The sequence below is a fragment of the Mesorhizobium sp. WSM4983 genome (assembly GCF_029625765.1).
Classification (GTDB): Bacteria; Pseudomonadota; Alphaproteobacteria; order Rhizobiales; family Rhizobiaceae; genus Mesorhizobium.
On sequence record NZ_JARTVM010000006.1, the window covers coordinates 89314 to 102159 of the forward strand.

General features: G+C 65.0%; 13 protein-coding genes. 7 read left to right on the forward strand and 6 right to left on the reverse strand.

Going from position 1 to position 12846, the window contains the following annotated elements; translation table 11 throughout:
* Nucleotides 1-93 precede the first annotated feature (93 nt).
* The gene (locus tag P9254_RS18165; protein WP_278056030.1) at nt 94-561 is read left to right on the forward strand and encodes an Lrp/AsnC family transcriptional regulator; all 468 of its coding nucleotides are present in this window, start codon (nt 94-96) and stop codon (nt 559-561) included.
* A gap of 77 nt (nt 562-638) precedes the next feature.
* Here the strand turns inward: P9254_RS18165 and P9254_RS18170 are convergent, their stop codons facing one another.
* The 4 genes from P9254_RS18170 to aztA all read right to left on the reverse strand — a co-directional run bounded on the left by P9254_RS18170 (nt 639) and on the right by aztA (nt 3782).
* Nucleotides 639-977, reverse strand: coding sequence for a TIGR01244 family sulfur transferase (locus P9254_RS18170; RefSeq protein ID WP_278056096.1), 339 nt, complete (start codon nt 975-977; stop codon nt 639-641).
* Nucleotides 978-1121: 144 nt separating this feature from the next.
* Complete coding sequence (gene aztC / locus P9254_RS18175; protein ID WP_127215372.1) at nt 1122-2063, reverse strand: zinc ABC transporter substrate-binding protein AztC; 942 nt, start codon at nt 2061-2063, stop codon at nt 1122-1124.
* A gap of 25 nt (nt 2064-2088) precedes the next feature.
* Complete coding sequence (gene aztB, locus P9254_RS18180) at nt 2089-2964, reverse strand: zinc ABC transporter permease AztB (protein ID WP_067000522.1); 876 nt, start codon at nt 2962-2964, stop codon at nt 2089-2091.
* Nucleotides 2964-3782 (reverse strand): zinc ABC transporter ATP-binding protein AztA, encoded by an 819-nt coding sequence (gene aztA / locus P9254_RS18185; RefSeq protein WP_067330176.1) that lies wholly within the window; start codon nt 3780-3782, stop codon nt 2964-2966. Before aztA ends, aztB begins: the two co-directional genes overlap by 1 nt.
* 229 nt (nt 3783-4011) lie before the next feature.
* Between aztA and P9254_RS18190 the strand changes: the two genes are divergently transcribed.
* Nucleotides 4012-4356, forward strand: coding sequence for a RidA family protein (locus P9254_RS18190; protein WP_095778583.1), 345 nt, complete (start codon nt 4012-4014; stop codon nt 4354-4356).
* A 51-nt stretch (nt 4357-4407) separates the two neighbouring features.
* On the opposite strand, the gene hutC is transcribed toward P9254_RS18190, so the two are convergent.
* Together hutC and P9254_RS18200 are read right to left on the reverse strand one after the other, a co-directional pair.
* On the reverse strand, nt 4408-5154 hold the full coding sequence (gene hutC / locus P9254_RS18195) for a histidine utilization repressor (RefSeq protein WP_095824772.1): 747 nt from the start codon (nt 5152-5154) through the stop codon (nt 4408-4410).
* A 5-nt stretch (nt 5155-5159) separates the two neighbouring features.
* Nucleotides 5160-6515, reverse strand: a complete 1356-nt coding sequence (locus P9254_RS18200; RefSeq protein WP_095824868.1) for a formimidoylglutamate deiminase — start codon at nt 6513-6515, stop codon at nt 5160-5162.
* A 98-nt stretch (nt 6516-6613) separates the two neighbouring features.
* Here P9254_RS18200 and hutI point away from each other — a divergent pair, with 98 nt between their 5' ends.
* The 5 genes from hutI (at nt 6614) to P9254_RS18225 (ending at nt 12711) form a co-directional block, all read left to right on the forward strand.
* Nucleotides 6614-7843: an imidazolonepropionase gene (hutI, locus tag P9254_RS18205; RefSeq protein WP_278056029.1), complete on the forward strand. Its 1230-nt coding sequence runs from the start codon at nt 6614-6616 to the stop codon at nt 7841-7843.
* Nucleotides 7840-9375 (forward strand): histidine ammonia-lyase, encoded by a 1536-nt coding sequence (hutH, locus tag P9254_RS18210; RefSeq protein ID WP_095801232.1) that lies wholly within the window; start codon nt 7840-7842, stop codon nt 9373-9375. The genes hutI and hutH overlap by 4 nt, the downstream gene beginning before the upstream one ends.
* Before the next feature lie 220 nt (nt 9376-9595).
* Complete coding sequence (hutG, locus tag P9254_RS18215; protein WP_067329862.1) at nt 9596-10411, forward strand: N-formylglutamate deformylase; 816 nt, start codon at nt 9596-9598, stop codon at nt 10409-10411.
* Between the two features lie 37 nt (nt 10412-10448).
* Nucleotides 10449-12119 carry a urocanate hydratase gene (gene hutU / locus P9254_RS18220; protein ID WP_278056028.1) on the forward strand — a complete coding sequence of 557 codons (1671 nt, stop codon included), beginning with the start codon at nt 10449-10451 and terminating at the stop codon, nt 12117-12119.
* Nucleotides 12120-12123: 4 nt separating this feature from the next.
* Nucleotides 12124-12711, forward strand: a complete 588-nt coding sequence (locus P9254_RS18225) for a HutD/Ves family protein (protein WP_278056027.1) — start codon at nt 12124-12126, stop codon at nt 12709-12711.
* Nucleotides 12712-12846: the final 135 nt, after the last annotated feature.

Consider the following 12846-nt stretch of genomic DNA (forward strand, 5'->3'; position numbering starts at 1 on the left):
CTATAATAACGCTGGACGGCTGCATGGTGCTTGCATTCAACCGCCTGGAATGCCCATCATGTGCGCAGATTGTGCATGATTGGGGAGAAAATCATGGATGATGCGCGCCTTGATCAATTTGACCGCAAGATACTGGCGCTCCTGCAGGGCGATGCGCGGCTCACCAACAACGACCTTTCGGAGCGTGTGAACCTGTCGGCCTCGCAATGCTCGCGCCGCCGCCAGCGGCTGGAGGAAGATGGCTATATCAGGGGCTATCGCGCCGTGCTCGACCGCGACCGTCTCGGCTTTTCGCTGGTCAATGTGATTTCGGTGACCTTGGCCACCCACAACCGCGACAATGCCCGCCGCTTCGGCGAGCTGGTGGCGCGGCTACCCGAGGTGCAGGAAGCGCACGCGCTGACCGGCGAGATGGATTACATCCTGAAGGTGGTGACGCCCGATCTCAAATCGCTTTCCGAGTTCGTCAACCGCGTGCTGCTGCCGCATGAATCGGTGCAGCACGTCAAGACAGCGATCGTGCTGGAAACGCTGAAAGAGACCGGCGCGCTGCCGATTTAGTTTGCCGAGATCTTTGTTGGATGCGGCGGCGACGGAACGGGAACCTGCGGAATTGGCTCTCGCCAATGCGCAAGCTTTCACCCCCGCTGCTGCTGGATCAGCCCATAGAGGTTGGTGCAGCGCGCGCCGGAGCGGCAATAGGCGAAGACCGGGCCTTCGAGCTCGTCGAGCGCCTCGGCCTGATCCTCGACATTGTCCATGGTGAGCTGGCCGCTGATCACCGGGATGTAGCGGAAGGCGAGCCCCGCAGCTTCCGCGGCCGTCTTGACGCTGTCGGCAGAGGGCTGGCCGGGCTGCTCGTCGTCCGGCCGGTTGCAGATGACGCTCTTGAAGCCGGCGTCCTTGATGGCAACGATGTCCTCGGGCTGGATCTGCCCCGAGACCGAATAGTCTTCGCTGATCTGGCGGTATTCCATAGCGTCGTCCTCGCAATCCTTGGCCGCAGTCATGCCACCGCGCGGCATTAGCGGCAATCCGTAGCACCGGATCTCTCTGCCAAATAGAGAGTGCGGGGCGGAAAATCCAACCGGGCCGATTTTAGCCCGGTTGGGTGATGCCGCTTAGCTTCCGAGCAGCGCGCCTTTGAACTGCTCGATGTTGTTGTGCATCATGTCGATATAGGTCGAGGCCGGGCCGTCGGGCGGCGACAGCGCATCGGAATAGAGCGTGCCGCCGACCTTGATGCCGGTCTCACTGGCGATCTGCTCGATGAGCCTGGGGTTGGTGATGTTCTCGATGAAGATCGCCGCCGCCTTGTCCTGCTTGACCTGGTTGACCAGCTTGGCCACGTCGGCGGCCGAAGGCTCGGAATCGGTCGAGATGCCTTGCGGAGCAAGGAAGGTCAGGCCGTATGCATGCTCGAAATAGCCGAAGGCGTCGTGCGAGGTGATGACGACGCGCTTGGCCTCGGGGATCGCCTGGATCGCCGCGGTCACTTCGCCCTCCAACGCGTCGAGCTTCTGCGTGTAAGCGGCGGCATTGGCCTTGTAGCTGTCGCAGCCCGCGCTATCGGCGGCGCAGAATGCATCGGCGATATTCTTCACGTAGATCTTGGCATTGGCAATCGACTGGAAGGCGTGCGGGTCGTTGACCGTCTTGCCGCCGCCGGTGCCGGCGCCTTCGGCCGCGTCGGCATCGGCGAATTCCGGCTTGAAGGCGATCGGCGTCACGCCCTTGGTCAGCGTCACGATCGTCGCCTTGGTGGCGCTGGTGTCGACCAGGCGCTGCAAAAAGCCTTCGAAATGCAGACCGTTGACCAGCACGACATCGGCGCCGGCCATCGCCACCGCATCGGCGGGGGTCGGCTCGTAGACATGCGCGTCGCCGTCCGGGCCGACGATGGTGGTGATGTTGACGCGGTCGCCGCCGACATTTTTCGCAAAGTCAGCGATCACCGTGAAGCTCGCCACCACCTTGAGCGGCGCCGCAAAAGCGGACGATGTGGCGAAAGCGCTTAATGTTATAACGCTCAGCGCCAGGGCGGCGCGGAAGGATTTCAACATTGGGAAGAGTCTCCTTGCTTGGGGATTAAGCTGTGCGGTGGCGGTGATGCACGATACGGGCGCGCAGCGCGCCGCGCGTGCCGAACAGGATCGAGCAGAAATAAACGACGCCGGCCGAAAGGATGATAGCCGGGCCGGACGGCAGTGAGGCGTGATAGGACAAAAGCAGTCCGGCTATGCAGGAGGCAAAGCCGATCAGCACCGCCAGCGCGCACATCGGCTCGACGCGAACCGTCCAGAAGCGGGCGGCGGCGGCCGGCAGCATCATCAGCCCGACCGAGAGCAGCGTGCCCAGCGCCTGGAAACCGCCGACGAGGTTGAGCACGACCAGCCCAAGAAAGATGAAATGGACCGGGCTGCCCATGCGGCTCACCGAGCGCAGGAACAGCGGATCGAGGCATTCGGCGACCAGCGCCCGCCAGAAGATGGCGAGGCAGGCGAGCGTCACAACCACGATGCCGCAGATCAGGATCAGCGCCTCGTTGTTGAGCGCCAGCACGGTGCCGAACAGCACATGCATCAGGTCGACGCTCGAGCCGCGGATCGACACCATAAGCACGCCGATGGCGAGCGAGATCAGATAGAAGGCCGCCATCGAGGCGTCCTCGCGCTGGATGGTGAAGCGCGAAACCGCCCCTGCGCCGAGCGCGACGATGATGCCGGCGATCAGCCCGCCGACGGTCATCGGCAGGATCTCGAGGCCATAGAACAGGAAGCCCGCGGCGGCGCCGGGCAGGATGGCGTGCGCCATTGCGTCGCCCGACAGGCTCATGCGCCTGAGCATCAGGAAGACGCCGACCGGGCAGGCGCCGAGCGACAGCATCAGCGAGCCGAACAGCGCCCGTTGCATGAAGGCGAAATCGGCGAAGGGCTGGATGAACAGGCCGTAGAGAAACTCCATCACGCCGCCCTCGGTCCGGAGCCATGGCCGTGATGATGATCATGCGCGTGCGCGTGGTCATGATGTTCGTGGTCATGGCCATGGTCATCGGGCTCGCACCAGGGCGCGTTCTCTTCCCAGGCCTCGTGAAAACGCCGCGCCTTGAGCAGGTTTTCAGGCCTGAGCGTCTGTTTTGTGTCGCCCCAGGCGACAGGCTGGCGGGCGAGCAGCAGCGTCTCGGGAAAATTCCGCCGCACGAGATCGAGGTCGTGGACGACCACCATGATCGTGCGCTCCTCGCCATGCCAGCGCTTTATCAGCTGGATGAGGTCGCCGACGGTCTTGGCGTCGACGGCATTGAACGGCTCGTCGAGCAGGATGAGGTCGGCATCCTGCAACAGCACGCGGGCAAACAACGTGCGCTGCAGCTGACCCCCGGAGAGCGTGTCGATCGGCCGCTTCTCGAAGCCGCCGAGCCCGACCGCCATCAGCGCCTTGCTGACCGACTCGCGATCCTCTTTGGTGTAGCGGCCGAGCATGCCGCGCTTCGGCCACAGGCCAAGCGAGACAAGGTCGACCACCCGCGCCGGGAAGCTGCGGTCGAGCTCCGACTGCTGCGGCAGATAAGCGGTGCGCACGCCGGGCGCGCGGACAACCGTGCCCTCCATCGGCTTCAGCACGCCGACAATGCCCTTCATCAGCGTCGACTTGCCCGAGCCGTTGGCGCCGACAACGGCAGTCAGCGAGCCTTTTCGGACCGTGCCGTTGAGGTGATGAATGGCCGGATGGCTGTTGTAACCGAGCGTCAGGTCGCGGAAGGTCAGGCAGGCATTTGTCATCAGGCGTTCCGGATCGGACACGAATTCGAGAGCACTCGTCGATATGTGATGTTATTACATTAGTCAACATGCCGGTTCGGCAGAATTGTGTCCAGATCGGTCAACTCGCCGTGTACACGGAAGCGGTCCGGAGCCGATAAATTGGCTCAATCGGTTTCGCGCCGGTCGGCCTTGCCCGGAGCCGGCACGAACTCTAAACAGGCGCGACCCTAGAAAGAAGGAACCTCCCATGAGCATTCGTCGTATCGATGTCGGCCCGCGCATGAGCCAGATCGTCATTCACGGCAACACTGTCTATCTGGCCGGCCAAGTCGGTGAGCCCGGCGGCAACGTCGCCTCGCAGACTCGCGACATCCTGAAGACCATCGACGAATTGCTGGCCAAGGCTGGCACCGACAAGACCAAGATCGTGCAGGCGATCATCTGGCTGGCCGACATGGGCACCTTCGCCGAGATGAATTCGGAGTGGGACAAGTGGGTGCCGCAAGGCCACACGCCCGCCCGCGCCACCGGCGAAGCCAAGCTCGCCACCCCGGAATATCTGGTCGAGATCATTATCACGGCGGCGCTGTAAGGCGCTGGATCCGCCAATCTTCCCCTCGTGGGCCCGCGAGGGGAAGATTGCTCATCCCTGCGAAGGCGTGAACCGCGCCACAAGCGTGTGGCTTTCCGCCGGATAGATGAAGCGCACATGCGTGACCGGATGCTCGGCGCTCCAGGTGCGGCGCTCGACCACCAGGCAGGGCGCACCGGGATCGATGTCGAGCGTGTCGGCGATAGTTTCGTCAGCCGCCATGGCGCGGATACGGTGCTCGGCCTCGCTCCACGGCACGCGGCCGATCAGCCAGGGGCCGGGCGCGATGTCGAGAAATTCTTCCTCGCTGGCCTCGCCCACCGCCGAAAGATTGATCAGGCGCTGCTCGAGCGCGAATGGCCGTTCGCCGGCAAAATGCAGCCCCTCCAGCCAAAGCACTGGACCCGTGGCAGATAGCCCAAGCAGCGACCGATCCTCGGCATTGCCGCGTCGTTTCATGCGCTCCAGCCGTTCATAACGATAGGGCAGGCCAAGCGCCTCGACCTCGATCCTGATGTCGTGCAGTTCCAGCACCGCCGCCTGCGACTGCGGCTGGCGCACGAAGCTGCCCGAGCGGCGGCGGCGCTCGATCAACCCCGCCTTCGCGAGCTGCGACAGCGCCTTGTTCACAGTCATGCGCGAACAATCATACTGAGCCGTCAGCTCGTGCTCGAACGGGATGCGGTGGCCGGGCGCCCATGCACCCGACAGGATTTTTTCCCGGATGTCGGACAGGATCCGCTGGTGCAGCGACAGGGTCTCGCCGTCTTCCATCTCTGCCGTTTCGGTCATGCTCATCGGGATCAGCCCTCGGAAAGCGCCATCATCACTTTGCGGAAGCGCCCGGCGACCGCCTCGCGTTTGACATGCCTGCCGCCGCTCACTTGCTTCTTGCCATGCACCCAGACACAATCGACCTTGCCGCCATTGGCAAAGATCCAGGCGTCTAGGATGGCATCGCCCGCCTTGCCGGCAAGCGAGGGATGACCGGCGTCGAGCGAGACGAAATCGGCGGGCCTGCCTACGGCGAGAGTTGAGGGGCCGGCGCCGAGCGCGATGCTGCCGCCATCGAGCGCGGCATCGAACAGCGCGCGGCCGGTAGAGCCGCCGGCGCGCGCCAGCACATTGCGAGCGCGGTGGGCAAGGCGCTGCGAATATTCGAGCTGCCGAAGCTCGTCCGGCAGGCCGATCAGCACATTGGAGTCGGAGCCGATCCCGAAGCGGCCGCCATGTTCGATGAACGAGGGGGCGGCGAAAGTGCCGTCGCCGAGATTGGCTTCGGTGACGGGGCACAGCCCAGCGACGGCGCCGCTCTTGGCCATGGCGATCGTCTCGGCCTCGGTCATATGCGTGGCGTGGATCAGGCACCAGCGCCTGTCCACCTCAGCATGTCCGAGCAGCAACTCGACCGGACGCTTGCCTGACCAGGCGATGCAGTCCTCGATTTCCTTCACCTGCTCGGCGACATGGATGTGGATCGGCCCGTTCGGCGCCATTGCTGCAACCGCGTTGAGTTCGTCCGGCGTTGCGGCGCGCAGGCTGTGCGGCGCGACGCCGACGACGGCTTGCTCCAGCGAGCGAACGCCTTCGCGAGTTTTCTCAAGCAGACGTTCGAAGCGTCCGACATCATTGATGAATCGCCGCTGGCCTTCGTTGGGAGCAGCGCCGCCGAAGGCCGAATGGGCATAGAAGACCGGCAGCAGCGTCAGTCCGATGCCGGTGTCGGCGGCGGCAGCCGCGATCCGCTCCGCCATCTCGGCGATGTTGGCGTAAGGCTGCCCGTCGCGGTCGTGATGCAGATAGTGAAACTCGCCGACGCGCGAAAACCCGGCTTCCAGCATCTCCACATAAAGCTGCGCCGCGACCGCCTCGACCTGGTCCGGCGTCATCGACAGCGCGAAGCGGTACATCACCTCGCGCCAGCTCCAGAAACTGTCGGCCGAGGGACCGCGCAGTTCGGCAAGCCCCGCCATGCCGCGCTGGAAGGCGTGGCTATGCAGGTTGGGCATGCCGGGCAGGACGATGGCGTGGCGTTCGTCGCCGGCGTGTGCCGAAGAGCCCGCTTCGACTTCAGAGATACGGCCGCCGTCGAAAGCGATCCTCACATTGCCCCGCCAACCGCCGGGCAGCAGCGCCTGTTCCGCAAAGATCGCCGTCACGTCCAAACTCCCAATCCGAATGCCCGAGCGACATTAACACTTGCGTCGCGTTTCAATATGTATATACATAATCGTTATCCTTTCAAATGGAAAAGATGATGGGTGGAGCAAACGGAAAGAGCGGCCTTCGTCTGTGGCGCAATGCGCGCCTGGCGACTATGGCCGAGGGTGCTGCCGGTCTCGGCATCGTCGAGAAAGGTGCGATCGCCGCGCGCGACGGGCTGATCGTCTATGCCGGATCGGAGGCCGACCTGCCGGCAGCCGCCGGGCAGGGCGCCGAAACGGTCGATTGCCAGGGCCGCTGGATCACCCCTGGCCTGATCGATTGCCACACCCACCTTGTCTATGCAGGCAACCGCGCCAACGAATTCGAGATGCGCTTGGCCGGCGCCACGTATGAGGAGGTGGCGAGGGCAGGGGGTGGCATCGTTTCCTCGGTCAAGTCGCTGCGCGCCGCGAGCGAAGACGAGCTCGTCTCACAGACGCTGCCCCGCCTCGACGCGCTGATGGCCGAGGGCGTGACGACCGTCGAGGTCAAGTCCGGCTACGGCCTCGATGCCGACAATGAAAAAAAGTCGCTGCGCGCCGCGCGCCGTCTGGCCGGTGAGCGCTCCGTCACGATCCGTACGACCTGTCTCGCCGCCCATGCGCTGCCGCCTGAAGCCAGGGGCGACAAGGACGCTTTCATCGATCTCGTCGCCGGCACGATCCTCCCGGCGGTTGCCGCCGAAAAGCTCGCGGACGCCGTCGACGGTTTTTGCGAGGGCATTGCCTTCTCACCGGAACAGATCGCGCGCGTCTTCGATAAGGCGAAAGCGCTTGGCCTGCCGGTGAAGCTTCACGCCGACCAGTTGTCCAACCTGCATGGCGCCGCGCTTGCCGCGCGCTACGGCGCGCTGTCGGCTGATCACCTGGAATACACCGATGAGGAGGGCGCCGCGGCGATGGCCGGATCCGGCACCGTCGCGACCATCCTGCCCGGCGCCTACTATTTCATCCGCGAGACCAAGAGGCCGCCGGTCGATCTCTTCCGCCGCCACGGCGTGAAGATGGCGGTCGCCACCGACTCCAATCCCGGCACCTCGCCGCTCACCTCGCTGCTGCTCACCATGAACATGGCCGCGACGCTCTTTGGCCTGACCGTCGACGAATGCCTCGCCGGCGTCACCCGCGAGGCCGCGCGTGCGCTGGGGCTTCTCGACAGGACCGGCACGCTGGAAGCCGGCAAATCGGCCGACCTTGCCGTCTGGGACATCGAGCGTCCGGCCGAACTTGTCTACCGCATGGGCTTCAATCCGCTCCATGCCCGCATCTGGAGAGGACAATGACCGAACTGATCCTGAAGCCCGGCAGCGCAACGCTTGCCGACTGGCGCGCCATCTATCGCGGCGCCGTGCCGAAGCTCGACGATGCCTGCCGGCCGAAGATCAAGGCCAGCGCCGAAGCCGTCGCCCGCATCGTCGCCAAAGGCGAGCCGGTCTACGGCATCAACACCGGCTTCGGTAAGCTCGCCAGCGTTCGCATTCCGGCAAACGATCTTGAAACGCTGCAACGTAACATCGTGCTTTCCCACGCCGCGGGCGTCGGCGAACCGATGCCGGCCCCCGTGGTGCGGCTGATGATGGCGTTGAAGCTGGCGAGCCTCGCCCAGGGCGCTTCCGGCGTGCGCGCCGAGACCATCGACCTGCTCCAGGGGATGCTCGCCAACGACGTCATCCCGGTGGTGCCGGCGCAAGGTTCTGTCGGCGCCTCGGGCGACCTTGCGCCGCTCGCGCATATGACGGCCGTCATGATCGGCGTCGGTGAATGTTTTACCCCGCATGGTCGCTTCCCGGCCAAGGTCGCCTTCGTCTCGCATGGGCTGGAACCGGTCACGCTCGGCGCCAAGGAAGGCCTGGCGCTGCTCAACGGCACCCAGTTCTCGACCGCCTTCGCGCTCGCCGCCTTGTTCGAAGCAGAGACGCTCTACCAGTCGGCGCTGGTCGCCGGCGCGCTGTCGACCGATGCTGCCCGCGGCTCCGACGCGCCTTTCGATCCGCGCATCCATCTGTTGCGCAAGCATCGCGGCCAGATCGAGACCGCGGACGCGTTGCGCAATCTGATGGCCGGCAGCGCCATTCGTGAATCGCACCGCGTCGGTGACGAGCGCGTGCAGGATCCATACTGCCTGCGCTGCCAGCCGCAGGTGATGGGCGCCGCGCTCGACGTCCTGCGCAAGGCGGCCGACACGCTGGAGACCGAAGCCAACGGCGTCACCGACAACCCGCTGATCTTCGCCGAGGACGACACCGCGCTCTCGGGCGGCAATTTTCACGCCGAGCCGGTGGCCTTTGCCGCCGACATGATCGCGCTTGCCGTCTGCGAGATCGGCTCGCTGTCTGAGCGCCGCATCGCCATGCTGGTCGATCCGGCGCTCTCCGGCATGCCGGCTTTCCTGACGCCGAAGCCTGGCCTCAATTCCGGTTTCATGATCCCGCAGGTGACGGCGGCGGCGCTCGTTTCGGAAAACAAGCAGAAGGCCTATCCGGCGAGCGTCGATTCCATCCCGACCTCGGCCAACCAGGAAGACCATGTCTCGATGGCTGCCCACGGCGCGCGCCGCCTGCTCGGCATGATCGAGAATGCAACGGCCGTCATCGGCATCGAGCTGTTGGCAGCCGCGCAAGGCTGCGATTTCCATGCCCCGCTCGCTTCGAGCGAAGCGCTGGAAACGGTGCGCAAGCTGGTCCGAGCCGAGGTGCCGCATCTCGACAACGACCGGCATTTCCATCCCGACATGGAAAAGGCGATCGCCCTGGTCCGCAGCGGCGCGGCGGTTAAGGCGGCGGCTGCGGTGGCGCTGCCGGGGATTGCGTCATGAGATTGAATGCTCTGATAGGTCGCGATCCTTCACGCCCCCCTCTGTCCTGCCGGACATCTCCCCCACAAGGGGGGAGATTGGCAACTTTGGCGCCCCGCTCCTTCTTGCAACGTGGACGATTGGCGAAAGCCGGCGTGATATCTGATCTCCCCCCTCGTGGGGGAGATGTCCGGCAGGACAGAGGGGGACGCCGTAGAGCTCCAACCCGTGGAGAGCTCCAATGACCACGCCCTGGCTCACCATCACACGCGGTACGGCGCCGCTGCTGGTCTCGATCCCGCACACCGGCATAGATCTTGCGGGCCTCGACAGCCGGTTGGTCTCGCCGTGGCTCGGCCGCCGCGACTGCGACTGGTGGATCGACAAGCTGTACGACTTCGCGAACGATCTTGGCGCCACGGTCGTCCACACCGCCATCTCGCGCACCGTCATCGACGTCAACCGCGACCCCTCCGGCGTCTCGCTTTATCCTGGACAGGCGACGACCACGCTCTGCCCCACCGACACGTTTGATGGCGATCCGCTCTACCGCATGGGCGAGGAGCCGACGCCGTCCGAGATCGACCTGCGCCGCGAGACTTACTTCGCGCCTTACCATGCCGCCCTGCAGGCTGAGATCGACCGTCTGCGCGGCATGCACGAGAAGATCGTGCTCTATGACTGCCATTCAATTCGCTCGGTGCTGCCGCGCCTGTTCGAAGGCACGCTGCCGGTGTTCAATCTCGGCACCAATGACGGCAAGAGCACCGAACCATCCCTGCAGGAAAAGGTGGCCGCCATCCTCGCGGCGAGCAGCCAGTCCTGGGTGGTCAATGGGCGCTTCAAGGGCGGCTGGATCACCAGAAGTTTCGGCCGGCCGCAGAGCGGCGTCCATGCGCTGCAGATGGAGCTCTCGAACCGCGGCTATATGCGCGAGCCGTCGGAAAAGGGCGCGCCAGACAACTGGCCGGTGCCTTACGACCCAACCTACGCGGCGCCGATCCGCGCCACGCTGAAAACCATTCTCGAAACCGCGATTGCCTGGGCCGCGCGCTGACGCTCCCGCCGCACCTGATCGAAAGGGAACTGCCGACATGACCGACCCTCGCCACAACATCCGTGAAGTCCGCGCGCCGCGCGGCGACAAGCTCAACGCCCGCTATTGGACGACCGAGGCGCCGCTGCGCATGCTGATGAACAATCTCGATCCGGAGGTCGCCGAGAACCCGAACGAGCTCGTGGTCTATGGCGGCATCGGCCGGGCGGCGCGCACCTGGAACGATTTCGACCGCATCGCCGCGTCACTGAAGACGCTCGGCGAGGACGAGACGCTCTTGGTGCAGTCGGGCAAGCCGGTCGGCGTCTTCCGCACCCACAAGGACGCGCCGCGCGTCTTGATCGCCAATTCCAACATCGTGCCGCACTGGGCGACCTGGGAAAAATTCAACGAGCTCGATAGGAAGGGCCTGATGATGTACGGCCAGATGACGGCCGGTTCCTGGATCTATATCGGCACGCAAGGCATCGTTCAGGGCACCTACGAGACCTTCGTCGAGGCCGGCCGCCAGCACTATGGCGGCAATCTCAAGGGCAAGTGGATCCTGACCGCCGGCCTCGGCGGCATGGGCGGCGCCCAGCCTCTGGCCGCCGTCATGGCCGGCGCCTCCTGCCTCGCCATCGAATGCAATCCGGACTCGATCGACTTCCGCTTGCGCACTCGCTACCTCGACGAGAAGGCCGAGACGCTCGACGAGGCGATGGGAATGATCGAGCGCTGGACCAAGGCCGGCGAGGCGAAGTCCGTCGGCCTGCTCGGCAATGCCGCCGAGATCGTGCCGGAGATGTTCAGGCGCGGCATCCGCCCCGATATCCTCACCGACCAGACCTCGGCGCATGACCCGATCAACGGCTATCTGCCCAAGGGCTGGACCATGGCCGAATGGCGCGAGAAGCGCGTCAGCGATCCGAAGGCAGTGGAGAAGGCGGCGCGCGCGTCGATGCGGGAGCATGTCGAGGCGATGGTGGCGTTCTGGAACGCCGGCGTGCCGACGCTCGACTACGGCAACAACATCCGCCAGGTCGCCAAGGACGAGGGTTTCGAGAATGCCTTCGCCTTCCCCGGCTTCGTGCCAGCTTACATCCGTCCGCTGTTCTGTCGCGGCATCGGCCCGTTTCGCTGGGCTGCGCTCTCGGGCGATCCGGAAGATATCTACAAGACGGACGCCAAGGTGCGCGAACTCACCCCCGGCAACACGCATCTGCACAATTGGCTCGACATGGCGCGCGAGCGCATCTCCTTCCAGGGCCTGCCGGCGCGCATCTGCTGGGTCGGGCTTGGCGACCGACATCGATTGGGGCTCGCCTTCAACGAAATGGTGGCCAAGGGTGAGCTCAAGGCGCCGGTCGTCATCGGCCGCGACCATCTCGATTCCGGCTCGGTCGCCTCGCCGAACCGCGAGACCGAGGCGATGAAGGATGGCTCCGACGCCATTTCCGACTGGCCGCTGCTCAACGCGCTGCTCAACACCGCGTCCGGCGCCACCTGGGTCTCGCTGCATCACGGCGGCGGCGTCGGCATGGGCTTCTCGCAGCATGCCGGCATGGTGATCGTCGCCGACGGAACGCCTGACGCGGCCAGGCGCCTGGAGCGCGTGCTGTGGAACGACCCGGCGACCGGCGTCATGCGTCACGCCGATGCCGGTTACGACATCGCCATCGAGTGCGCGAAGGAGCACCAGCTCAACCTGCCGGGCATACTGGGTTGAACCGATGCGCATCCTTCGTGCCGCCGGCTATCGCGTCATGCCGTGGAAGAACGGCGGCGGCACGACCACCGAGATCGCCGTCTCGCCTGATGGCGCCGGTCTCGAGGATTTCGACTGGCGCATCTCCATGGCGCGCGTCGAGACCAGCGGGCCATTCTCCAGCTTCGCCGGGGTCGACCGCACGCTGTCGGTGCTGGAAGGCGACGGCATTATGCTCGACATCGCCGCTCGACCGCCGGCGCGGCTGACGCCAGCCTCGGCGCCGCTTCCTTTTCCCGGCGACGTGCCGACCCGCGCCACGTTGATGGGCGGCCCGATCACCGATCTCAACGTCATGAGCCGCCGCGGCTGCATCAGCCATACGGTCGAGCGCTTGCCTGTTTCGGGTGAAGTCGAGATAAGGTCGACCGACGGCACGACGATTATCTTGCCGGTTGGCGGTGGCGTCACAGTCCTCACGGACACCGCTGCCAGCCTCGGACCGCTTGATGCGCTCGTCCTCGATCAGCAGAGCCAGAAACTGCGCCTCCAGCCTGAAGGGCATGAGCTGATTTTTGTGATCCGCCTGCGCGTCACCGCCGCCAATGGTTAACGGCTGTTGCCAAACATGATCGCGGCGCGGGCGAAATATCGCCTGGCCCCTTGCATGTATCACGAAAAAGCCTGAATCCTTTCCCTGATCGGACCCGGGGCGGGAAGCGAGGGGCGTTCGCCCTTGAGTTGTCGA

Coding starts and splice junctions, on each gene's coding strand:
- P9254_RS18225 (WP_278056027.1), top strand. CDS start 12,124: ATGCGCATCCTTCGTGCCGCCGGCTATCGCGTCATGCCGTGGAAGAAC.
- P9254_RS18190 (WP_095778583.1), top strand. CDS start 4,012: ATGAGCATTCGTCGTATCGATGTCGGCCCGCGCATGAGCCAGATCGTC.
- P9254_RS18165 (WP_278056030.1), top strand. CDS start 94: ATGGATGATGCGCGCCTTGATCAATTTGACCGCAAGATACTGGCGCTC.
- aztC (WP_127215372.1), bottom strand. CDS start 2,063: ATGTTGAAATCCTTCCGCGCCGCCCTGGCGCTGAGCGTTATAACATTA.
- hutH (WP_095801232.1), top strand. CDS start 7,840: ATGACCGAACTGATCCTGAAGCCCGGCAGCGCAACGCTTGCCGACTGG.
- hutI (WP_278056029.1), top strand. CDS start 6,614: ATGGGTGGAGCAAACGGAAAGAGCGGCCTTCGTCTGTGGCGCAATGCG.
- hutU (WP_278056028.1), top strand. CDS start 10,449: ATGACCGACCCTCGCCACAACATCCGTGAAGTCCGCGCGCCGCGCGGC.
- hutG (WP_067329862.1), top strand. CDS start 9,596: ATGACCACGCCCTGGCTCACCATCACACGCGGTACGGCGCCGCTGCTG.
- P9254_RS18170 (WP_278056096.1), bottom strand. CDS start 977: ATGGAATACCGCCAGATCAGCGAAGACTATTCGGTCTCGGGGCAGATC.
- aztA (WP_067330176.1), bottom strand. CDS start 3,782: ATGACAAATGCCTGCCTGACCTTCCGCGACCTGACGCTCGGTTACAAC.
- aztB (WP_067000522.1), bottom strand. CDS start 2,964: ATGGAGTTTCTCTACGGCCTGTTCATCCAGCCCTTCGCCGATTTCGCC.
- hutC (WP_095824772.1), bottom strand. CDS start 5,154: ATGAGCATGACCGAAACGGCAGAGATGGAAGACGGCGAGACCCTGTCG.